The organism is Hoeflea marina (genome assembly GCF_003182275.1).
GTDB lineage: Bacteria > Pseudomonadota > Alphaproteobacteria > Rhizobiales > Rhizobiaceae > Hoeflea > Hoeflea marina.
On record NZ_QGTR01000002.1, the window covers coordinates 311,181 to 332,678 of the forward strand.

17 protein-coding genes are annotated in these 21,498 nt (G+C 64.8%); 7 read left to right on the forward strand and 10 right to left on the reverse strand.

The window, feature by feature from the left end:
• The first annotated feature begins 85 nt into the window (after window positions 1–85).
• The 3 genes from DFR52_RS07920 (at window position 86) to DFR52_RS07930 (ending at window position 4,844) form a co-directional block, all read left to right on the forward strand.
• Window positions 86–1,378 (forward strand): glycerate kinase type-2 family protein, encoded by a 1,293-nt coding sequence (locus DFR52_RS07920; RefSeq protein ID WP_210205800.1) that lies wholly within the window; start codon window positions 86–88, stop codon window positions 1,376–1,378.
• A gap of 175 nt (window positions 1,379–1,553) precedes the next feature.
• Window positions 1,554–3,359: a response regulator gene (locus DFR52_RS07925; RefSeq protein ID WP_110031413.1), complete on the forward strand. Its 1,806-nt coding sequence runs from the start codon at window positions 1,554–1,556 to the stop codon at window positions 3,357–3,359.
• A gap of 117 nt (window positions 3,360–3,476) precedes the next feature.
• Window positions 3,477–4,844 carry a putative bifunctional diguanylate cyclase/phosphodiesterase gene (locus DFR52_RS07930; protein ID WP_110031414.1) on the forward strand — a complete coding sequence of 456 codons (1,368 nt, stop codon included), beginning with the start codon at window positions 3,477–3,479 and terminating at the stop codon, window positions 4,842–4,844.
• Here the strand turns inward: DFR52_RS07930 and DFR52_RS07935 are convergent.
• Window positions 4,826–5,782 carry a LysR substrate-binding domain-containing protein gene (locus DFR52_RS07935; protein WP_110031415.1) on the reverse strand — a complete coding sequence of 319 codons (957 nt, stop codon included), beginning with the start codon at window positions 5,780–5,782 and terminating at the stop codon, window positions 4,826–4,828. The genes DFR52_RS07930 and DFR52_RS07935 overlap by 19 nt on opposite strands.
• An 88-nt stretch (window positions 5,783–5,870) precedes the next feature.
• On the opposite strand from DFR52_RS07935, the gene DFR52_RS07940 reads away from it, so the two are divergent.
• The 3 genes from DFR52_RS07940 (at window position 5,871) to DFR52_RS07950 (ending at window position 10,011) form a co-directional block, all read left to right on the forward strand.
• Entirely contained in the window at window positions 5,871–7,436 is a 1,566-nt protein-coding gene (locus DFR52_RS07940) for a trimethylamine methyltransferase family protein (RefSeq protein WP_110031416.1), read from the forward strand.
• Window positions 7,437–7,465: 29 nt separating this feature from the next.
• Window positions 7,466–7,906, forward strand: a complete 441-nt coding sequence (locus tag DFR52_RS07945; RefSeq protein WP_110031417.1) for a hypothetical protein — start codon at window positions 7,466–7,468, stop codon at window positions 7,904–7,906.
• A 65-nt stretch (window positions 7,907–7,971) separates the two neighbouring features.
• The gene (locus DFR52_RS07950) at window positions 7,972–10,011 is read left to right on the forward strand and encodes an oxidoreductase (RefSeq protein ID WP_110032017.1); all 2,040 of its coding nucleotides are present in this window, start codon (window positions 7,972–7,974) and stop codon (window positions 10,009–10,011) included.
• 260 nt (window positions 10,012–10,271) lie between these two features.
• On the opposite strand, the gene DFR52_RS07955 is transcribed toward DFR52_RS07950, so the two are convergent.
• The 6 genes from DFR52_RS07955 to DFR52_RS07980 all read right to left on the reverse strand — a co-directional run bounded on the left by DFR52_RS07955 (window position 10,272) and on the right by DFR52_RS07980 (window position 16,018).
• Window positions 10,272–11,168 (reverse strand): SMP-30/gluconolactonase/LRE family protein, encoded by an 897-nt coding sequence (locus tag DFR52_RS07955; RefSeq protein ID WP_110031418.1) that lies wholly within the window; start codon window positions 11,166–11,168, stop codon window positions 10,272–10,274.
• The gene (locus DFR52_RS07960; protein WP_110031419.1) at window positions 11,165–11,803 is read right to left on the reverse strand and encodes a 2-dehydro-3-deoxy-6-phosphogalactonate aldolase; all 639 of its coding nucleotides are present in this window, start codon (window positions 11,801–11,803) and stop codon (window positions 11,165–11,167) included. Before DFR52_RS07960 ends, DFR52_RS07955 begins: the two co-directional genes overlap by 4 nt.
• Window positions 11,800–12,732, reverse strand: a complete 933-nt coding sequence (locus DFR52_RS07965; RefSeq protein ID WP_245415257.1) for a 2-dehydro-3-deoxygalactonokinase — start codon at window positions 12,730–12,732, stop codon at window positions 11,800–11,802. Before DFR52_RS07965 ends, DFR52_RS07960 begins: the two co-directional genes overlap by 4 nt.
• The gene (locus DFR52_RS07970; protein ID WP_110032019.1) at window positions 12,729–13,496 is read right to left on the reverse strand and encodes an SDR family NAD(P)-dependent oxidoreductase; all 768 of its coding nucleotides are present in this window, start codon (window positions 13,494–13,496) and stop codon (window positions 12,729–12,731) included. The genes DFR52_RS07965 and DFR52_RS07970 overlap by 4 nt, the downstream gene beginning before the upstream one ends.
• A 115-nt stretch (window positions 13,497–13,611) precedes the next feature.
• Window positions 13,612–14,310 (reverse strand): gamma-glutamylcyclotransferase, encoded by a 699-nt coding sequence (locus DFR52_RS07975; RefSeq protein WP_110031420.1) that lies wholly within the window; start codon window positions 14,308–14,310, stop codon window positions 13,612–13,614.
• 79 nt (window positions 14,311–14,389) lie between these two features.
• Window positions 14,390–16,018, reverse strand: coding sequence for a long-chain-fatty-acid--CoA ligase (locus DFR52_RS07980; protein WP_110031421.1), 1,629 nt, complete (start codon window positions 16,016–16,018; stop codon window positions 14,390–14,392).
• Between the two features lie 295 nt (window positions 16,019–16,313).
• On the opposite strand from DFR52_RS07980, the gene DFR52_RS07985 reads away from it, so the two are divergent.
• Window positions 16,314–17,081: a helix-turn-helix transcriptional regulator gene (locus DFR52_RS07985; protein ID WP_110031422.1), complete on the forward strand. Its 768-nt coding sequence runs from the start codon at window positions 16,314–16,316 to the stop codon at window positions 17,079–17,081.
• Between the two features lie 26 nt (window positions 17,082–17,107).
• Here the strand turns inward: DFR52_RS07985 and DFR52_RS07990 are convergent, their stop codons facing one another.
• Genes DFR52_RS07990 through DFR52_RS08000 form a run of 3 tightly spaced genes read right to left on the reverse strand, consistent with a single transcriptional unit; the run spans window position 17,108 to window position 21,422 of the window.
• Complete coding sequence (locus tag DFR52_RS07990; RefSeq protein WP_110031423.1) at window positions 17,108–18,775, reverse strand: CRTAC1 family protein; 1,668 nt, start codon at window positions 18,773–18,775, stop codon at window positions 17,108–17,110.
• Window positions 18,772–20,193: a di-heme oxidoredictase family protein gene (locus DFR52_RS07995; RefSeq protein WP_110031424.1), complete on the reverse strand. Its 1,422-nt coding sequence runs from the start codon at window positions 20,191–20,193 to the stop codon at window positions 18,772–18,774. Before DFR52_RS07995 ends, DFR52_RS07990 begins: the two co-directional genes overlap by 4 nt.
• A complete protein-coding gene (locus DFR52_RS08000) occupies window positions 20,190–21,422 on the reverse strand; it encodes an ROK family transcriptional regulator (RefSeq protein WP_110031425.1) in 1,233 nt (410 codons plus the stop codon). Before DFR52_RS08000 ends, DFR52_RS07995 begins: the two co-directional genes overlap by 4 nt.
• Window positions 21,423–21,498 lie beyond the last annotated feature (76 nt).

Here is a 21,498-nt window from a genome sequence, read left to right on the forward strand (position 1 = left end):
TTGTCGGCGCAAACTTGCAGCCGGCCATTGCCAAACCGCCTTGCGACCGGTTTTCTGCGGCGGACTTTACGACCGGGGAATGACGATGATCAAGACGGAAACCGCACGCCGGACATTGCTGGAACTGTTCAGGGCAGGAATAGAATCCGCCGATCCGGCCCATTGCGTGCCGCCGCTCCTGCCCGCGCCGCCGAAGGGCCGCACCGTGATCATTGCGGCCGGCAAGGCGGCAGCCTCCATGGCGCGTGCCGTCGAGGACCACTGGCAGGGTGCGCTCGAAGGGATCGCCGTCACCCGCTACGGCCATGGCATGCCGTGCAGCCATGTCGAGGTCATCGAGGCCTCGCATCCGGTCCCCGACGATCGCGGCGAGGCCGCCGCTCGCCGCCTGATCGAGACGGTCTCGGAACTGGGCGAGGATGACCTGGTGTTGTGCCTGATATCAGGTGGCGGGTCGGCGCTGCTCGGACTTCCCGCCGATGGAATCACGCTCGATGAAAAGAAAGCCGTCAACCGTGCGCTTCTGGCTTCCGGCGCGCCGATCCAGGAGATGAATGCGGTGCGCAAGCATCTTTCCGCCATCAAGGGCGGCCGGCTGGCCGAGGCGGCCTTTCCGGCGCCGGTCTACACGATCGGTATCTCCGACGTTCCCGGGGACGATCCCTCGGTGATTGCATCGGGTCCGACCGTGCCGGATCCGACGACGCTCGCCGATGCCAGGGCGGTGCTGGCGAAATATCGCATCGACGTGCCTGCTTCTATCCGCGCGCGCCTCAGCGATGTGCGCGCCGAAACGCCCAAGCCCGGCGATCCGGTGTTCGACCGGTGCGTCTTCCACCTTGCGGCCCGGCCAGCGGGAATGGTCGAGGCGGTGGCGGAGGCCGGCCGCAAGGCCGGCTTCGAGGTGCTCTCGCTCGGCGCCGATATCGAGGGCGAGGCGAGCGAAGTGGGCGCCGAGCATGCCGCCCTGGCACTGGCGCGCGCAGCCGCGCTGAGGCCGGGATCGCCGCCCCTGCTGGTTGTCTCGGGCGGCGAGACGACGGTCACCGTCAGGGGCGCCGGGGGACGGGGAGGGCGCAATTGCGAATACCTGCTGGCGCTCGCCATCGGCCTCGATGGGCATCCGGCGGTCCATGCTCTGGCCTGCGACACCGACGGCATCGACGGCAGCGAGGACAATGCCGGCGCCATGATCGATCCGGCGTCGCTGGACCGCGCCCGCGCTGCCGGGCTGTCGCCGCGGCAGAGCCTTGCCGCCAACGATTCCTGGTCGGTCTTCCAGGCCAGCGGCGACCTTGTCGCAACAGGGCCGACCCGCACCAATGTCAACGACTTGCGCTTGATTCTCATCGCGGCGGGAGATGCCGATTGCGGTTAAACCGAAGTTAACACCTTGCTGCGACATTTAAACATCCAGGATGGAGTGCCCGCGGCAACAACGGTGAAATCGGCGGGCGGATTGGACGCTGCTCAGGACGGAGCAGGGAGCATGAAGCTCGGCTGAACTTACCGGGAGCGGCGATCGCGCCGATCCGGGCTGCAGGGGGCAAGCGGTGGGCACGGAACGCGAAGTCAAGCCGGAGGTGGATACGTCCCTGGTCGAGGTGCTCGCCGGTGTGTTCGGCATGGGCCTGACCATCTATGACAAGAACGATATTCTGCTTGTCGCCACCGGAGAGATGGCGAGTTTTTTCCCGGCCGCGGCCCGTCAGATGGTGCCGGGCGCAAGGCTCCGCGACATCCTGGGCGCCGTCTACGACACCCACGCCTTCAAACCGGCCGGCGGCCACTCCCTGGCCGAGCCGGTCTCGCGTGAGGACTGGATCGCCGAGCGGCTGGCGCTGCACTGGCGCGAGCGCCACGAGAGCCTGGAGCGGTTGGCGGACGGTCGCTTCGTGCGCATGATGAAGCGACGGATGCCGACCGGCATGCTCATCAGCACAGTCACCGATGTCTCGGATATCAGCAGGCGCGACCTCGAGGTCGCCGAATTGCGCAAGCAGAATGAACTCTTCCAGCAGACGCTCGCCCACATGACCAATCCGGTGTTGGTCAAGGATCAATCCCTGCGCTACATCTTCGTCAACGACGCCTTTTGCCGTATGCTCGGGCTCGACCCGAGGAGGCTTGCCGGCCGCACGGCCTCCGACATCGCCGATGCGGCCATCGCCCGCCACTATGAGCAGAAAGAGCGAGAGGTCCTGAAGACCGGTGTGCCGGCGGGCTGGGTCGAGGATGTTCTGCGCGCCGACGGCAGCATCGTCCGCTCGATCATCCGCAAGAGCCGCTTCGGCTCGCCCGGCAACTACCGGCTGCTGGTGATGATCGACGCCATCTCCACAGTCGGTCATGTCGACCGAAGCGCCGAAGCCTTTGCTCCGGCCTTCTGCGATCCCGCCCGGCCGGCGAGGGCCACGCGCCGCGCCAGCAGCGTGCTGGTGATCGACGAGGACAGGGGCCGATCCGCGGCCAGCGTAGCGGCCTTGCGCGCGCGCGGTTCCGACGCCTTTGCGGTTCACGGGGCGGCTGAGGCGCTTGCCTTTCTCGATGTGGCCGCGTCGATGGGCGTGGCTGTCGATGCGGTGCAGTGTTCCCCCGACATATCCGATGCGCTCGCCGGCCTGGAGGAAGCATTGGCGCATCCCGTGCTCGTGCGCTATCTGTCTGCCGCGCGCATGCCCGAGCCTTCCGGCGCCGGATTGGCGGATGCGATCGCGCTTCAGGCGGAGGTCGGAACGGAGGGGGGTGGCTCTGCCGCTCCTGTCGCCGCGGCGCCGGATGCGATCGAACCGGTGACTGGCGACGCCCGGATCCGCGGCCCTGTTCTATGTTCCTCGTCCCCGCCGCCCATGGAAACGGCGCCTGGCCCGCGACCGGTCACCGCTGGACGGCCGGCCGACCCGGCCGGGACTGCTACTGGTCCGGCACGCTCCAGGTCCCGGCGTGTCCGGGTGCTGGTGGCCGAGGACAACGAGGTCAACCAGATCGTCTTCGAACAGATTCTGGACGGTATCGGTGTTGAACACCGCATCGTCAACAACGGCCAGCTGGCTTTCGATGCCTGGCAGGTCTCTTGCCCCGACCTCATCCTGATGGATGTCTCGATGCCGGTGATGAACGGCTTCCAGGCGACGCAGGCCATCCGGGCAGCGGAGATCGAGGCGGGAGCCGAGGGCAGCCACGTGCCCATCATAGCGGTCACCGCCCACGCGATGTCGGGCGACCGCGACCGGTGCTTTGCCGCCGGCATGGATGACTACCTGTCAAAGCCGGTCAGTCCCGAAAAGCTGGAGGCGGCAATACGGACCTGGGTCGATGATCCTGATCTGATGCTCGCCAGCGCAGATAATGCCGGATAACAGCTTGAAAATACTAAATTTCAGGATTTATGGGGGTGCAACCGATAGGACAATCTTAAGGATTCACACTCAAAATTGAGTTGTATAAGACCAACTCGCGGACACAGTGGGATCTCAATGTATCCAGACGATTATCCGGCGCAGACTGGTGCGGATGACCCCAAGGTCAATACGTTTACGGATCCCTTGACCGGGCTCGGCAATCGGCGACGCTTGATGGATCGTGTCCGCAAGCTGGCAACGGAGCGCGCCGACGATCCCGCGCCCTTCAGCATCGGCATTGTCAACATTGATGGCTTCAAGCCGATCAATGATCTGTTCGGCCATGCGGCTGGCGACGAGATACTGTGCCAGGTTGCCCACCGCCTGCGCGCCTGCCTCCCCGATGGCGGTTTCGTGGCGCGGATCGATTCCGATGAATTCGCCTTCGTGCTGCCGCTGGTGTTCGAAAAGAGGGGCGCGGAGAAGATAGGGCGCATGTTCAAGGACGTCCTCTCCGCGCCGTACGATCTTGGCGACCGCAATGTCCGTCTTTCGGCCTCCTTCGGTTTCGCCGTCTATCCCTTTGCCGGCGAGCAGTTTGCCGAACTGATGAAGAGTGCCGACACCGCGCTCTACCGCTCCAAGCGACGCGGCCGCGGGCAGATCACCGTGTATTCCGAGGAAATCGCCGAGGAGATGCGACGCGGCACCGAGGTCGAGCAGGCGCTTCGCCGCGCCATCATCGCCGACGAGGTGGCGGTGCATTTCCAGCCCATCGTCAATCTGCTCGACGGATCGATCCAGGGTTTCGAGGCGCTGGCGCGCTGGACCGACCGCGAACTGGGCTCGGTCTCGCCGGGCCTCTTCATTCCGCTGGCCGAGGAGCGCGGCTTCATCGATTCGCTCACGGAAACGCTGCTGAAAAAGGCGGCGGAGACTGCCAAGCACTGGCCGTCGCACATGTTTCTGTCCTTCAACCTGTCGTCTGCACAGCTGATCGATCCGGCCATCGCATTCAATGTCATCAACATTCTCAACAGCGTCGGCTTCGACCCGCGCCGGCTCGAGCTGGAGATCACCGAAACCGCGATGATGACCGACCCCGAAACGGCCCAGAAGGTCGTCGAGGAACTCCGCTCCATCGGTATCGGCATTTCGCTTGACGATTTCGGCACCGGCCAGTCCAGTCTCGGCCGGCTTCGGGACTTCGCCTTCGACAAGGTCAAGATCGACCGCTCTTTCATTTCCGAGATCACCCGGGACAAGCCGTCCGAGCATATCGTCCGGGCCATCCTTGCCATGTGCGAGGGTCTCGAACTCAAGGTGATCGCAGAAGGCATCGAGACGCCCGCCCAGGCGGCGAAGCTCATCGAGCTCGGCTGCCGCATCGGCCAGGGCTACCTGTTTGGGAAGGCCGTCGACCCGGAGGCGGCAATGGCGCTGATTCACGCCGAAGAGGAATCCCGCATTCGCAACTCGACGGTCTATGCCTTGCGGGGCTGATCCGTTCCATTGGAGCGTGCGCCCGGGGATGCTGACCGGCCTTCCGCCATCAGCCAGTCCCGGACATCCCTGGCCGGTTTGCTCAGCACGCGCGATTTCGGCCAGATCACGTAGAATGCCGCACCGGTGTCCAGCCGGTGTTCGGTTACCGGCCTGAGCAGTCCGCTTGCCACGAGTCGCTCTGTCAGGTGCTGCCAGCCGAGCGCGACGCCTTGGCCTTCCAGGACAGCCTGGATGACCAGCACGTAGTCATTGATGGCCAGCACCCGGTTTGCGGTCGCGCCGTTGACGCCGGCGCTCAGGAACCATTGCCGCCAGTCGCAGGCAGTCCGGTAGGGCTCCTCCAGATGGATCAGCCGGTGGCGGGTGAGATGGGCCACGCTTTCCGGCGCGCCGAAGCGGTCGAGATAGAGCGGGCTTGCCACCGCCTCGATGATTTCCGGGGCGAGGAGCGCGCTTTCGTAGCCGGGCCAGTGTTCCGGCCTGCCGCCGCGGATGCCGAGCTGGATCGGCTCGTTGTCGAGTTCAAGATCCCGGTCCGATGTCTGGATCCGCAGATCGATGTCCGGCAGTTCGTCGCGCAGCCGCTGCAGCCGCGGCAGCATCCACATCGAGGCGAACGCGGTGGACGCTGCCAGGGTGACGCTCACGTCGCGGCCCCGGGCCCGGATTTCCTCGGCGGACTTGCGGATATGGCCGAGCCCAAGGGTGACGTCGGCATGGAATCGCCGTCCGGCTTCCGTGAGTTCAACGGCGCGGTGGGCGCGGCGAAACAGTGGCGTGCCGAGCTGCGTTTCCAGCGACCTGACGGCGTAGGAGACGGCGGCCTGGGTCATTGCCAGCTCGGCGGCTGCGCGGGTGAAGCTGCCGTGCCTGCCGGCGGCTTCGAAGACGATCAGGTTGCTGGCCGAGGGCAACAGGCGCCGGAGACTTTCCATAAGCTCACCTTATCCAAGCGCACCGAATTTTCCAGCGTCACATTCATTTTTTCCGCGCATAGGATGGGAGAACAATGGAGGATGGATCATGGATTCGATCGAGGTGCTGGAAGATGCTGCCGCAGCTCCGCGGCGGCGCGAGCGCGGCGGACGCGAGGCCCGCCGCAACGGGCCGGTGACCGCTCCGCATCTGTCGGTGCCCTACATCGTACGCAACATCCCGACCTATGACATCCTGGGGGAGGAGAACCTGCTCAAGATCGAGGCCGCGGCTGACCGCATTCTCGCCGAGGTGGGCATCGAGTTCCGCGACGATCCGGTGGCCCTGGATCTGTGGAATGCGGCCGGCGCCACCGTCGAGGGCCTGCTTGTGCGCTTCGAGCCTGGCATGTTGCGCGAGATCCTCAAATCCGCGCCGGCGAGCTTTACCCAGCATGCCCGCAATCCGGCCCACAATGTCGAGATCGGCGGCAAGAGCGTGATCTTCGCGCCCGCCTATGGCTCGCCCTTCGTCATGGATCTCGATCGCGGCCGCCGCTACGGCACGATCGAGGACTTCCGAAACTTCATCAAGCTCGGCCAGTCGAGCCCATGGTTGCACCATTCCGGCGGCACCATCTGCGAGCCGGTCGACGTGCCGGTGAACAAGCGGCATCTGGAGATGGTCTACAGCCACCTCAAATATTCCGATCGTGGCTTCATGGGCTCGGTGACCTCGGAGAGCCGGGCGGAGGAATCCATAGACATGGCCCGCATCGTCTTCGGCCGCGACTTTGTCGACCGCAATTGCGTCATCCTCGGCAATGTCAACGTCAACTCGCCGCTGGTGTGGGACGGCACCATGACCAATGCGCTCAGGGCGTATGCGCGCGCCAACCAGGCAGCCGTCATCGTGCCTTTCATCCTCGGCGGCGCCATGGGGCCTGTGACCAATGCCGGTGCCATCGCCCAGGCTTTGGGCGAGACCATGGCCGGCTGCGCGCTCACCCAGCTCGAGCGCAAGGGCGCTCCGGTGATCTTCGGCAATTTCCTCTCGTCGATGTCGCTGAGGTCGGGATCGCCCACCTTCGGCACGCCGGAACCCGCCATCGGGTCGATGGTCATCGGCCAACTGGCGCGCCGGCTCAACCTGCCCCTGCGCTGCGCCGGCAACTTCACCAATTCCAAGCTGCCCGACGCCCAGGCCATGAACGAAGGCACGATGTCGATGTTGTCCGCGGTGCATTGCGGGGCCAATTTCATCCTGCATTCCGCGGGTTTCCTCGATGGCCTGCTGTCGATGTCCTACGAGAAGTTCGTCATGGATGCGGATTTCTGCGGCGCGCTGCATTCCTATCTTGCCGGCGTGGTGGTCGACGACAATTCGCTGGCCATCGACGCCTTTCTCGAGGTTGGTGCCGGCAAGCATTTCCTCGGCTGCGATCATACGATGAAGAATTACCAGACCGCCTTCTGGGACACGACGATCAACGACAACGAGCCTTTCGAGAAGTGGGAGGCGGCCGGACGAACCGATGCGGCGACCCGTGCCAATGCGCGCTGGAAGCAGATGCTGGCCGACTATGTGGCGCCGCCGCTTGATGTGGCGACGGATGACGCGCTTGTGGATTTCATGGAGCAAAAGAAGGCGGCGATGGCGGACGCATGGTATTGACCGGCAGTCGTACCAACCGGAGTCGTGACGTGCTGAAATTCCTTGCCTCGATATCGCTCCTTGCCCTGACCTGCGCTCCGGCGATGGCCGGCGATGCGTCGGAGGTCGTCAAGGCCTTCTATGCCGATCCGGGATCTGAGTATCAGCTGGAGAACCGCGATCGCTTCGTCGACCCGGTGCTGAAGTTCCTCGTTGATTCGGATGCCGCCTGGAATCGGGACGAGACCGTCTGCATCGATTTCGTCTTCTCGATCGACGGCCAGGATTTTGATCTCGAGGAGATCACCAGGACCTTGAAGCTTGACGAGACGGTCAACGGCGACACCGCCAGGGTGATGGCGCATTTCACCAACTTCGACAATCCGACCGAGGTGGAATGGACACTCGTGCATTCGTCCGCCGGCTGGCAGGTCTCCGATATCGCCTCGCTGACCAACGAATGGCGCGTCTCGGACATGACCTGCCAATGAACTGACCTATGCCGGGAACGGGCGTCGCCCGTGCCGGTCCAACCAATTCCAGGAGCCGCCTCAAAATGGTGCAAGTCAACGATCCGCTGCTGCAGCCCTACCAGCTCAAGCATCTGACGCTCAAGAACCGGATCATGACCACCAGCCACGAGCCGGCCTATCCGGTCGACGGCATGCCCAAGGATCGCTACCGGGCCTACCATGTCGAGCGAGCGCGGGCCGGCGTGGCCATGACCATGACGGCGGGGTCGGCCGCGGTGTCGAAGGACAGCCCGCCGGTGTTCAACAACGTGCTCGCCTACAAGGACGAGGTCGTCGGCTGGATGAGGAAGCTCACCGACGAGTGCCACGAGCATGGCTGCGCGGTGATGATCCAGCTCACCCATCTCGGTCGCCGCACGCACTGGAACAAGGGCGACTGGCTGCCGGCGCTGACCACCAGCCACCAGCGCGAACCGGCGCACCGGGCGTTCCCGAAGAAGATGGAAGACTGGGACATCGCCCGCATCATCAATGACTATGCCGATGCCGCAGAGCGCATGGCCCAGGCAGGTCTCGATGGCATCGAGCTTGAATGCTACGGCCACCTGATGGACCAGTTCATGTCGCCGCTGACCAATCAGCTTGATGCGCCCTATGGCGGCGATCTCGGCAACCGCGCCCGCTTTGCGCTCGATGTGCTGGCCGCAATTCGTGCCCGCGTCGGCGAAAAGCTGCTGGTGGGCGTGCGCTACACCGCCGACGAGACCGCGCCGGGCGGCATCTCGGAGGAAGAGGGCATTGCCATCGGCCACATGTTCAAGAAGTCCGGCAATGTCGACTTCCTCAACATCATCCGCGGCCAGATCCACACCGATCCGGCAATGACGGATGTCATTCCGGTGCAGGGCATGAAATCGGCGCCGCATCTCGATTTTGCCGGCCGCATCCGCGCCGAGGTCGGAATGCCCACCTTTCACGCCGCCCGCATCCCCGATGTCGCCACGGCGCGCCACGCCATTGCTTCCGGCAAGCTAGACATGGTCGGCATGACCCGCGCCCACATGGCCGACCCGCATCTGGTGAAGAAGATCGTCGAAGGTCGCGAGGACGACATCCGGCCTTGCGTCGGCGCCACCTATTGCCTCGACCGTATCTACCAGGCCGGCGAGGCCCTGTGCATCCACAATCCCGCCACCGGCCGCGAACTGTCGATGCCTCACACGATTCCCGTGGCCGGCGTGAAGAGGAAGGTCGTCATCGTCGGCGCCGGCCCGGCCGGGCTGGAGGCTGCACGCGTTGCGGCCGAGCGTGGCCACGAGGTCATCGTCTTTGAAGCTGCGCCCGATCCCGGCGGCCAGATCCGCCTTACGGTGCAGAACAAGCGCCGCCGCGAGATGATCGGCATCATCGACTGGCGCATGGCCCAGTGTGCGGCGCGCGGCGTCGAGTTCCGCTTCAATACCTATGCCGAGGCAGGCGACGTGCTGGCGGAAAATCCGGATGTGGTTCTCATCGCCACCGGTGGCCTGCCGCACACCGAGGTTCTGACCGAAGGCAACGAACTGGTGGTCTCGAGCTGGGACCTGATTTCCGGCGACGTGAAGCCGGGGCGCAATGTGCTGGTCTATGACGATGCCGGAGACCATGCAGGCCTGCAGGCGGCCGAGGTGGCGGCCAATGCCGGCGCCACCGTCGAGGTGATGACCCCCGACCGCAGCTTCGCCCCCGACGTGATGGCGATGAACCTTGTGCCCTATATGCGCTCGCTGCAGGACAAGGACGTCACCTTCACCGTCACCTTCCGGCTCACCTCGGTGGCGCGCGACGGCAACCAGCTCAAGGCCACCATCGGCAGCGACTACATGGCGCTTGCCAAGACGCGGCACTACGACCAGGTGGTGATCAACCACGGCACGCTGCCGCTGGAAGACCTCTATTTCGAACTCAAGCCGCAATCCTCCAACCAGGGCGAGGTCGATTATGACGCGCTGATCGAGGGGAAGCCGCAGACCCTCAACGGCTGCCCCTCAGGCTTCCAGCTCTTCCGCATCGGCGACGCGGTGGCGGCCAGAAACACCCACGCCGCGATCTACGACGCGCTGCGGCTGGTCAAGGATATCTGAGGGCGTCACCATCGCCCTCTCCATCGTCATTCCGGCCCTGAGCCGGAATCCAGCCACGCCGCGTCCGCGGCGTGGAAGACTCCTTTGCGCTCAGGACTGTGCGCGCTGGATGCCGGAGCGGGTCCGGCATGACGGCAGAGGCATCGTGGCCCGGGCCTCAAACCAAATCGGGCAGTCGATCCGCATCACAGTGTCGATGAAGAGTTTGTGGTGGCAGCAGTCGAACTTCCTTCTCCAACTCCCATCCGGATTGGACTGCCTCAGACGAGATAGAAATCGGGTTCGAAGCGGCCTTGCACTGCGTGGTCGAGCAGGAAGGTGAGGCCGGCCTCCGGATCGGCCTTGCGCGCATCCGCGTCGAGTCCCTGCAACGCCGAAGTGACGAGCAGCCGGTCTGCGTTGCGACCGACAAAGGCGGGGCAGCTTGATTGCCTGGCCGGCACGTCGAGGCTGAGAATGCGCCTTCCATCGGGAGAATAGGCATCCACCGCGCCGCCGCCCCAGCGGGCGTTCCACAGCACTCCGTTGGCATCGACAACTGCGCCGTCCGGCCAGCCGTCGCCATGGGCGAGGTGATGAAACAGCTTCGGTTCGCCGAGCGGCAGCGCCGTCTTCGGATCGATCTGAACCCGCATCAGTTTGAGCGTTTCCGTGTCGGTGAAATAGGCGATCGCGCCGTCCGGGGAAAACGAGATCGCGTTGGGAATCGAGATCTTGTCGTAGATCCGGGTCAGCTTGCCCTTGAAGACATGGTAGATGGCGCCGGCTTCGTGTTCGCCGTTCTTGCCCATGGTGCCGACCCACAGGGCCCCGCAGGCATGCACCCGGCCGTCATTGGAGCGGGTCAGCTTGTCGTCGTACTCGATCGGCATCAGCATCGACAGCGCCCCATTGTGGGTCATGCGCAGCATCAGACCCGACTCGGTGGCCAGCACCTGGCGTTCGCCATCGACGCGCGCCAGTACGCTCGCCATCACCGGCAGATGATGGGTGGAGAGCTGGCCGGCTTCCATCCTGTATTCGAAAAGCTTCCTGCCGGTGATGTCGAACCACCAGGCGGTATCCGTGTGGCGGTCATAGGTCGGGCCTTCACCAAGCGTGCAGGCGGGTGCCGGCAGGGCCTTGCCCGAAGGCTCGGGGGCGAGTTCGCTGGTCATGATGTGCTCTCTCCCAGGGCGTCGAATGCGGCGACAGCCGCGCGACCCCTGCGGATCACCTCGTCTGCGCTCATGCCGGCTTTGTAAAGGCTTGATCCGAGCCCGAAAGTGCGGATCCCGACCTTGGCATAGGCGGGAAAGTCCGCATCCGATACGCCGCCCACGGCGCCGACGGGCACATCCTTCGGCAGCACGGCGCGAATGGCGTTGATGCCGGCGGGTCCAAGCACGCTGGCCGGGAAGAATTTCAGGGCGGAGGCGCCTGCCGCGCATGCTGCCAGCGCTTCGGTCGGGGTGAACACGCCCGGCATCGTCACCATTCCGAGGCCTGCTGAGCAGGCAATCACCGATGCATCCACATTGGGGCTGATGACCAGCCGCCCGCCGACGTCGTGGAGCTTGTCGACATCGGCCACGGTGAGCACGGTGCCGGCGCCGACGAGAACGCCCTCCGGCGCGCGCCGGACCGCCTGGCCGATCGACTTGAACGGCTCGGGCGAATTGAGCGGGATCTCGATGGCGGTGATGCCGGCCCCGATCAGTCCGTCGACGATGGCGTCGGTTTCGTCTGGACGAATGCCGCGAAGGATGGCGACAAGGCCGCGTTTCATCTCGGGAAAGGGAATGCGGGTCATGCGCTCAAGCGGCCTCCGGTTTCGGTGGCGAGGATCCGCCAGGCTTGCCGAAGGCCGCGTTGGACGGCGGTGTCGGCGTCAATGGTCTGCACCCGGGCGCCGCAGGCGACGAGAGCTGCGTGATAGAGCTGCTCCATGCGGCCGCTGGCGACCAGCGCCACCGATTCGTCGTCTCCGACGCCGGCGCCCGCGAATTCGACCCCCACCAGCAGCCCGGAGAGGCGGGCGCGGTTGTCGGTCGGGAGACGGTCGTGCAGCAACTGTCCGGCGCGGATCGAGAACAGCTCGTGGGTGAAGCGGGCCGGCGTCAGCCAGCCGTCGCGCACGCCGGTGAGAAATTCCGGCTCGTTGGCGTCCACCGATCCACCATCGGGAATCGAGTGCTTGAGGATACTGGCCGAACAGATGACCGAGAACAGTTCGCCGGTCATGTAGGTCTGGAAGCCGGTCACCTTGCCGTCGCGCATCTGCACCCATTTCGAGTGGGTGCCGGGCATGCAGAACCGCTCGGCGCCGGAGGATTCGAGCATCGCCCCGAGCAACTGGGTCTCCTCGCCGCGCATCACGTCCGGCTCGCGGGCGGACTTCACGCACATGCCGGGCAGGATGGTGACGTTGCGCTCGGTGCCGGGGACCCTGACGCCGCCGGAGGCAATGCTGGTGAGCTCGGCAGGGACCTCGACATAGCCGGCCTCGATCCAGCCCTGGCGCGAGCCGGCCATGCCGCAGATTACCACCGGAAGGCCGTCGGAGCCGGGCAGGGGGGCGAGATGGCTTTCAAGCACGCTGGCAAAGCCTGCGGCCGATGCGGCCGCGAGGCCCTCGTTGCTGCGGCGCTCGGCGATGACGGCGCCGTCGGCGCTCATCAGCCAGAGCCGGAACGCGGATGTACCCCAGTCGACGGCGACGAAGGCGGGTGCGGCGCTCACATCATGCCTCCATCGGCGATCAGCACCTGCGCGGTGATCATGCGCGCGGCGCTCGAGGCGAGAAAGAGGCACGGCCCGACCATGTCGTGCGGCTGGATCGGTTCCTTCAGGCACTGCCGGCCGAGCATGTCGGCGAGCCCGTCCTCGGTCACCCAGAGCCGTTTCTGGCGTTCGGTCATCACCCAGCCCGGCGCGATCGCGTTGACCCGAATGCCGTGCGGGCCGAGCCGCCCGGCTAGCCCCTTGGTCAGTCCGACAATGCCGGCCTTGGCCGCGGTGTAGGACGGCATGGTGCCAATGTTGAGCATGTAGGAGGTGGAGGTGAAGTTGATGATGGCGCCCTGTCCCGCCTCGATCATGCCCGGCGCCACCGCCTGGGCGGCAAAGGCCGCGGGCCTGAGATTGATCGCCTGGTTGGCGTCCCAGTAATCCTCGCTCATCTCCAGAAGTTCATGTCGGTCGTCAAGCGCAGCATTGGAGACGAGAACGGTGACCGCGCCATGGGCTTCGTCGGCCTTCGCGCAGGCATTGCGCAACTGGCCGAGATCGCTGAGATCGGCCTCGATGAAGAGCGGTGTGTGATCGACGTCGCCGGCAAGCCGGTCCACCAGCTCCCGGCTGGCTTCCACAGCGATGTCGATGAAGGCGACGCGGGATCCCTGGCGGGCAAACCCTTCGGTCAGCGCCGCGCCGATCCCGGAGCCGCCCCCCGTGATCAGCACGGAGGCATTCCTGAGGTCGGAAAAGATTGCAGTCTGCTCAATCATTCGGGTCTCTCCTCGAACCGCGTGTCCCCCGCATTCATGGCGGCGGCAGCGGCATTTGGCAACCGCGCGCGGCGCTCCATGCGTCGGTTGCCGTGCCACTGCGGCAACCGGGTCACGCCGGCGGGTAATACCGGTCGATGCGCTCGGCGACCATGGCCTGCAGCCGCCACAGATTGCGATCGCGAATGCCGCGCTCGTCGAGATGGCTGACGGTATTGTGAAGGTATTCTGCGCCCGACCCCCAGTGCCCGCAGGCCAGTGCCAGCGTATCCGCCACCGAGTCCAGCGGCAGCTTGCCGACATAGGCCGTCGACTGTCTGTTCATGACGAAGGTCAGGGCCCTGATGGTCCTCTCGCCGGTCACGACGCTGACCCAGCGCGGCATCGAATTGGGAGGCTTGGAGGTGAACTCCCGCCGGAACAACCTGCCGAGAAGGGCCGCGGGATCGGCATCGGGCAGCCTGTAGAGCACGCCGCGGCACTGGCCGCCGCGGTCGAGCGCCATCATCAGTCCGGGACAGTCCGACGACCCGCGGAACCGCGTCACGCGAAAGCAGAACGATCGGTGCCAGCCACGCGCCACGCCCTCCGCCTCGGCTATGTGCTCGAATTCCGGCTTCCAGATGAGCGATCCATAGGCAAACAGCCAGATTTCCCCGTCGGCGGGCCGCTCGCCGAGCATGCGCGCGACTGCCGCGTCGTAATCGGCGTCCGAATGGTAGACGATATGGGCCTCGGGGCCGGGGTCGGGGACGGCCCGGCTGGCGCGATCCACATGCGCCTGGGTGAGAGCCATCGGGTGTCTGGTCATGACATGTCGGCCTGGTGCGCTGGCGTTGGGTTGCTGCGTGGGTACCCTCGCCGACATGGCGGGGCCGGTCTCTGCGCGCTCAGCCGTCAGGCAGGACGTAGTCCTTGAGCTGTTCGCGCAAGCTCATCTTCTGGATCTTGCCGGTCGCCGTGTGCGGAATCTCGGCGACGAAGACAACGTCATCCGGCATCCACCATTTGGCGATCTTGCCGTCCAGAAAGCCGAGAATGTCGGATTTCAGCGGCGTTCGCCCCTCCTTGACGACAACCACCAGCAACGGTCGTTCCGACCATTTGGGATGCGCGACACCGATGACGGCGGCTTCCGCGACATCGGCATGGCCCACGGCGAGGTTCTCGATCTCGATTGAGGAAATCCACTCGCCGCCCGACTTGATGACGTCCTTGGAGCGGTCGGTGATCTGCATGTAGCCATGCGCGTCCATGTGCGCCACGTCGCCGGTGTCGAACCATCCCTCCGCGTCGAACTGGTCGGCGCCGCGGCCCTTGTAGTACGAGGCCGACACGGCCGGACCGCGCACCTTGAGCTTGCCGAAGGTCTTGCCGTCCCATGGCAGTTCCCGGTTTTCGTCGTCCGTCACCTTCATCTCGACGGTGAACGGCGGATGACCCTGCTTCGACAGCAGGTCGAGCTTTGCGTCGCCTTCGAGATCGTCATATTCCGGCTTGATCGAGCACACGGTGCCCAGCGGGCTCATCTCCGTCATGCCCCAGGCATGCATCACCTTGACGCCGTAGACATCCTGGAAGGCGCGGGTGATGGCGCGCGGACATGCCGCGCCGCCGATGACGACGCGTTCGAGATCGGGCAGGTCGCCCCCTTCCTTTTCCATGCGCTGCAGCAGCATCAGCCAGACCGTCGGAACGGCGGCGGTGATCGTCACCCGCTCCCGCGTGAGCATCTGGTAGATGGATTCCCCGTCCATGCCGGCGCCCGGCATGATCATCGACGCACCCGCCATCGGACAGGAAAATGCCGTGGACCAGCCATTGGCATGAAACAGCGGCACCACCGGCATCAGCCGGTCGTGCGACGACAGGTTGAGCATGTCGGGCTGCACTGCGGTCATGGCGTGAAGCACGTTGGAGCGGTGGGAGTAGACCACGCCCTTCGGGTCGCCCGTGGTGCCGGAGGTGTAGCACATGCCGGCCGCGGTGCGCTCGTCGAATTCGGCCCAGGCAAAGTCGTCGTCGGCCTCGGCCAGGTAAGTCTCATATGAGACCGCGCCCGGAAGGCTTGTTTCCGGCATGTGCGCATCGTCCGTCAGGATGATTACCCGCCGGAGGCTTGGAACCTTGGGCGCAATTGCCTCGATCAGCTTGACGAATGTCAGGTCAACGAACAGCAGGCTGTCCTCTGCGTCGTTCATGATCCAGGCGATCTGCTCGGGAAAAAGCCGCGGATTGAGCGTGTGGTACACTGCGCCGAGCCCGAGAATGCCGTACCAGCTCTCCAGATGCCGCCAGGTGTTCCAGGCCATCGTTGCCACGCGGTCACCCAGCTTGACACCGTCCATTTCCAGCCGCTTGGCCAATTTCAGGGCCCTGACGCGGACTTCGGCATAGTTGGTACGGTGGAGCGGGCCCTCGATCGACCGGGACACAACCTCGCGCCCGCCGTGGTAGGTGGCGGCGTGGTCGAGGATCTTGTGGCAAACCAGCGGCCAATCCTGCATCAATCCGAGCATGTCACTTTCCGTTCCTGTTGTTGCGGCGCTTCCGGCGCGAACAGTAGAGTCACACTTGCCCGCTGCACAACCCAAAAATTGCCTCACATGACTCACCTCCGGCGCGGCTGCGGCAGAGCGCCGCAGAGTACCGCGAAGCGCCCTGCAAGCGGCGCTTTGCCAACGTTTCCGGACTGTGAGGGCGGGTCATACAAGAAAGTTGTATTATATTTGAGGCTATAAAATAAACACTGTTTTATGCGAATGTATGAGAAGGACGGTTTTATAGGTTGAGGAAATTGGACGGGGGGCTGAAATGCCGACAAGTGCTTACAAGATATCGAACGTTCTTCCGTCGGGCATGCCGTGCAACCGTGACATCGTCTCCATACGCGCGCACATTGCGAGCGCCACGAGCCAGTTCGACCTGTTTCGCTATCTGCGCGAGGTGACCACCTGGTACGGCTTCAAGTATTTCGCCGTGAATTCAATTCCCTCGGTGCCAACCACCAGCATCGCCGAGACGATGATCATCACGTCGGCCCCGTCCGATCTGATCCGGCGCTATGACGCCTACAGCATGGTTGCCTCCGACCCTGCATCCGTGCAGATGCGCAAGGCCTGCGCGCCGTTCGAGCGCCGCATCGGTGACATCGCCGATGCCCAGGACGATGCCAATCGCGCGGTGCTGCTCGCCCTGGTCGATGAATACAAGCTTGACTGCTGGTTCTTCATACCTGTGTTCACGCCCGATGGCGGGGCCGCCACGGTTTCCTTCATGGGCAAGCGCAACTCCTTGAGTTTTCAGGAGATAGCTGAACTCGACCTGCTGTCGAGCCTGGTTTACGAAGGTCTGTGCCAATTGTCTGGTGATACCGTTGCCGCGACGAACGCGCTCTCGGCCCGCGAGCACGAGTGCCTGTCGTGGAGCGCCATCGGCAAGACCAGCTTCGAGATCGGCAAGATCATCGGCCTTTCCGAGCACACCATCAATCACTACCTCAACAGCGCCACCAAGAAGACCGGCTCCGTCAACAGGACCCAGGCGGTTGCTGTCGCCATCCGCAACGGCTGGATCGACTGAAACGCGCCTGAGCGAGCCGCTCCTCTTCACGGACCGGCGGGATACCAGTAGCGGGCGTTGTCCTCGCCGCGCACGATCCGCACATGCTGGTTGGCGAACACCCGGTAGGGGTGGCTCCACTCTCCGTCCGGCCATTGCACCCGGATCGTCGCGCGTTCGGCCACGCCGAGCCCCAGATGGGTGAAGCCGGTCTGGCCGGAAGCATGGCCGCCACCGACCTGGATCCTGCGAGTCAACGTCTGCGTTCCCACACGCACGGACACCAGTGCCCCCACCGCCGCGTGATTGACCTTGCCGTTGTCGAGCTCGACCTTCAGCCAGTTTCCCAGCGGACGGTATCCCCAGTCGGTCTTCGCGCCCATGTTGCGGAACAGGCTGGCGGGGGCCTCGCGGTTGACCACGATCAGGTCGGGCATGCCGTCCATGTTGAAGTCGTCGACGGCGGCGCCGCGCCCCTTCGTGTCAAGCGCGATGCCGGCCTCCATTCCCTTTTCCTGGAACCGGCCTGCCATGTCGCCGAGCAGGAGATTGTCGGGATCGTTCTGGGCGAAATCGGGCATCGCCTGGACATTGCCCTTGGCAATGAACAGGTCGAGCTTGGTGTCGTTGTTGATGTCGGCAAACTGGCTGTGCCACCCGGTGGACGGCTTGATATCGCCCCCGGTATAGGGACGTTGTGCCGTGGCGCCGAGTTCATAGGCGGTGTCGCGGTAAGTCGGCCGGTCTTCGCCTGCCTCGTCGTCGAGCTTCTGGATCTTGGTGTCGCCCATCGAGGTCAGCGCATATTCCGGCAGCCCGTCGGCATTCAGGTCGGCTTCGGCGATGCCCATGCCCCATATGGTCAGGCGCTGCCAGCCTTCCGAAGCGGTGTACTGCCGCGGCAGCTGGCCCTCGGGCAGGTCCCAGAGCTGTTCCTCGCCGCCGCGATAATATTGCCGGTCATTGGTGATCCTGAGCGAAGGCTTCCCGGAGCGGTCCCAGTCAGTGAACAGCATCGACAAGGTGCAATAACTGGGCTCGAGCGGCAGCACCTCGGAATAGTCCGGAGCTTCCCCGGTAACCGGCCGCAGCAGCTGGTTGACGTCGCAGGTACCGAAGGGCGAACCGGGCGCGCTGCGGTCGACATAGTTGCCGATGGCCAGGGTGGGAAAAGCGTTTGATCCTTCCCATGTAGCTGCAAAGGCTGTTGACCAGGCGCGACCGCCGTCGAAGGAGAATGCCCGGTTGGCCTTCTCGAACCGGCAGTCGGGGCCGCCCTTGAGCACCACATTGCGCCCCAGCTTCAGCAGCACCAGATCGGTGTGTCGGTCGTTGTCGATGTCCAGAGGATAGGCCCCGAGCACCTTGGTCAGGTCGTCGTCGCTCAGCCCGGTGTCCTTCGGCCGGAAGGAAAGGGCGCCGCCTGTCCTGCTGGCATTGACGAAAAGCGCCGCCTTGGAACTGCCGCCGGCCAGGAAAAGGTCGGGGGCCCGGTCGCCGTTGCAGTCGAAGCTGGCAACGCCGCCGCCGACGAAATACTCCCACGGCCCGGTGTAGCTGTGGTCGATGCCGGCGGATTTCGCCTCTTCGTGATAGGAAGGAATGTCGGCTGTGAACGGCACGTCCGTCTCTGCGCCCTGGGCAGGAAATGAGAGAAGCGCACCGGCGCACGAGGCTGCCAGCGCGGCAAGGGTCAGGTTGCGGAAGATCTTCATGGCACGATCACCAATGTCTTGAGGAAGGCCACCAGCGCCGACTTGTCCTGGTCCGCTGCCGCGTCATAGGCGTCGCGGGTTTTTCGCGACTCCCCGCCATGGGCGAGGATGACTTCGTGGAGTGTGGTGAAGTCGTTGCGGTGTCCATAGGGCGGCGTCGAGCCGATCCCCCACAGTTCCGCCGTCATGAAGCTGTTGCGGTCGACGAAGCGCTGCGACAGCAGCTCGTTGCCGAAGCCTGTGATGTCGCGATCGGTCATCTCGTGCCGCTTCAGGTCGCCGAACAGCGGCACCAGCAGCCGCCCCTGCTCGTCGCGATCGAGATGCTGTGCCCAATCGTTGAGTGTCAGGTCATAGATCGCCGGCTCGGCCACCTGGGTATCATTCAGCGTCCCGGCCGCGTCGTAAGGACCCGGGTCGGAGAAATCGGCCTTCTCCAATGGCAGCGAGGTGCGATGGCAGTCCGTGCAGCCGAGGTCGCCGAAGACCTGCTCGCCGCGTCTGGCCGCCTCGGCCCAGCCCGACTTGTCGGGCACCACCCGCGCCGGTGAAGGGCGCGTCGCCTGCCAGGCGACCAGTGCCGAGACATCGGCGTCGCTGACCTCGCGGGAGACGCCGTCGCTGTCGAAATCGTCCGTTCCCGTCCAGCGCGCGCCGTAGCGCTCGGAGGGCTGCATGCCGGAATGCTGGTTGAGCGCGTTGACAGTGAACTGCCTGAGCGACGTCATCACCCCCTTCTGGCTGAACGGTCGGATCACCAGGTCGGTGTCGATGCCGGCAAGTTCGTCGAGATTGACCGACCCGTCGGCATCGGCGGTGATGAAGCCGAAATCGACGCCCTTTGCGCTCAGCGGCAGGCGCACCGTCTGGCCGCTGGAACGGGCGTCTTCGAGCGCCTTGCCGCGGATCGCCTGCAACTCGCCGCTCATCTCGCGGGCGAGCAGCTCGATCAGGCCGGCGCCGAAGAGATGGTTGGTGCCGCGCTCGTTGGAGAATTGCGGATCGAGCGAATCGAAATCGGCGCTTTCGAAGCCTTCCGAGACGAAGACATTGGTGACGAAGTCGCCCGCGCCGCCGACCACCGGCTCGTTGTGGCAGGACGAGCACGCCCCGGCGTCCAGGCCGGCGGTGCGGAAGAAGGTCTGCTCCCTGGGATGCTTGCGGCGTGTCGGGATGATCGCCTGGGTGGCGCCGGGCCGGCCGACGCCGTCGAGGCTGGTGAACTTGGCGGAGAAAAGGGCTTCGCCTTGCGCGGTCAGCGCATCGAGGTCGGACCGGCTGAGGCGGCCCGTCGGCATCGTCGTGCGGTCGCCCAATGCAGGGGTGCGCTCGTCCCAGGGATCCGCAGCCATCGCCGGCAGTGTCAGCACCAGCGCCATTCCCGAGAGTGTCATCCGGTATCGTCGGGTCAATGTCATCTTTGTCCTCCCTGTGACAATGTCTTGGCAGCAATCACATCGCGATCGATCGACGCGAGCGTCTGCTGCAATTGGCCTTCGAAAATCAGCCGCTCCTCGTCCAGCGACAGCGAGATCTCCGGCGGGCCTTCGATGCGCACGCCGAGCGAGGCGGCGAGCCCGTCATCGATTCCGGGTCGCATCAGGTCGAAGAAGCGAATGCCGGGGCCGGTAAAGACGATCTGCATCTGCCCCAGCAGGCTCGTCAGCCGCGCCACGCCGTTGCCGAGCGCGGTGCCTGCCTGCCGAAAGGCGAATTCCGCCATCCGGTCGCCGCGCCGGGCCAGCACGGCGATCTTCTCGACCTCCGTGAACGGCACGAACGGCGCCGGGATTGTGTTGGGCGGAACTTCGAAGGCAGCGCGCAGGATCGCATAGAAGCCGGAATAGGCCTCGATGCAGCCCAGCGAGCCGCAGCGGCAGAGAGCGCCGCCGTGGGTATGGATCATATGGCCGAAATTCGGAGCGATGGTGCGTACCGCAGCTCCCGGTTCCGCGTCGACAACACCGAGCCCGATCGAATGGCCAAGCGACAGGGCGGCCAGTCGCCGGATCGGTCCGTTGCCCGAGCGCGACAGCTTGGCGTGCAGGGCGCTTGCCACCAGATGGCTTTCATTGTTGAGCGTCACGCGCGCCTGCCAGTCGGCGGCGAAGGCCGTGCGAAAATCCACCTGCTGGCTGCCCAGCACCGGCGACCACAACAGTGTCGTGCCGTCGTCGGCGACCAGGCCCTTGCTCGAAACCGAGATCGCCAGCAACGTCTCGGAAGACACGTTCGAGCGTCCGGCCAGACGGGTCAGCGTGGCGCGTATCGAGGCAACGAAGCCGGCGATGTCCTGTCCTGCATTCGAACGCCTCTCGTCCAGGCGGTCGATCAGGGTGCCGGAATAATCGACAAGGGAATATTGCAGCGTGTCCGATGAAATGCGGATGAAGGCGGCATGGGCGGCATTGCGGCGCTGTCGGAACTGGATGCGCGGGCGTCCGCGGCCACCGACCGCCTGGCTCTCGGAGCGCTCGAGAATGCGTTCGCCCTCAAGTTCCTGCGTGATGACCGTGACCGTAGCTGAACTCAGTCCCGTCCCGGCGGCAATCTCGGTATGGGATTGCGGGCCGCCGCGGCGCAACGCCTCGAGCACCAGAGCACGATTCTGCTGCCGGACCAGTTCGCCGCTCGACTTGGTCAACATGCAGCTCCGCCTCGCGGATGGCCGGTGATGAATGACATGTGTCCCGTTCCGCCGTCGGAACCGCCCGTGCTTGCCG

What these genes read in the sequence shown, in the direction of transcription:
- DFR52_RS07960 (WP_110031419.1), bottom strand. Translation starts at nt 11,803, where the DNA reads ATGACCCGCATTCCCTTTCCCGAGATGAAACGCGGCCTTGTCGCCATC.
- DFR52_RS07930 (WP_110031414.1), top strand. Translation starts at nt 3,477, where the DNA reads ATGTATCCAGACGATTATCCGGCGCAGACTGGTGCGGATGACCCCAAG.
- DFR52_RS07955 (WP_110031418.1), bottom strand. Translation starts at nt 11,168, where the DNA reads ATGACCAGCGAACTCGCCCCCGAGCCTTCGGGCAAGGCCCTGCCGGCA.
- DFR52_RS07985 (WP_110031422.1), top strand. Translation starts at nt 16,314, where the DNA reads ATGCCGACAAGTGCTTACAAGATATCGAACGTTCTTCCGTCGGGCATG.
- DFR52_RS07980 (WP_110031421.1), bottom strand. Translation starts at nt 16,018, where the DNA reads ATGCTCGGATTGATGCAGGATTGGCCGCTGGTTTGCCACAAGATCCTC.
- DFR52_RS07995 (WP_110031424.1), bottom strand. Translation starts at nt 20,193, where the DNA reads ATGACATTGACCCGACGATACCGGATGACACTCTCGGGAATGGCGCTG.
- DFR52_RS07990 (WP_110031423.1), bottom strand. Translation starts at nt 18,775, where the DNA reads ATGAAGATCTTCCGCAACCTGACCCTTGCCGCGCTGGCAGCCTCGTGC.
- DFR52_RS08000 (WP_110031425.1), bottom strand. Translation starts at nt 21,422, where the DNA reads ATGTTGACCAAGTCGAGCGGCGAACTGGTCCGGCAGCAGAATCGTGCT.
- DFR52_RS07935 (WP_110031415.1), bottom strand. Translation starts at nt 5,782, where the DNA reads ATGGAAAGTCTCCGGCGCCTGTTGCCCTCGGCCAGCAACCTGATCGTC.
- DFR52_RS07975 (WP_110031420.1), bottom strand. Translation starts at nt 14,310, where the DNA reads ATGACCAGACACCCGATGGCTCTCACCCAGGCGCATGTGGATCGCGCC.
- DFR52_RS07940 (WP_110031416.1), top strand. Translation starts at nt 5,871, where the DNA reads ATGGATTCGATCGAGGTGCTGGAAGATGCTGCCGCAGCTCCGCGGCGG.
- DFR52_RS07950 (WP_110032017.1), top strand. Translation starts at nt 7,972, where the DNA reads ATGGTGCAAGTCAACGATCCGCTGCTGCAGCCCTACCAGCTCAAGCAT.
- DFR52_RS07920 (WP_210205800.1), top strand. Translation starts at nt 86, where the DNA reads ATGATCAAGACGGAAACCGCACGCCGGACATTGCTGGAACTGTTCAGG.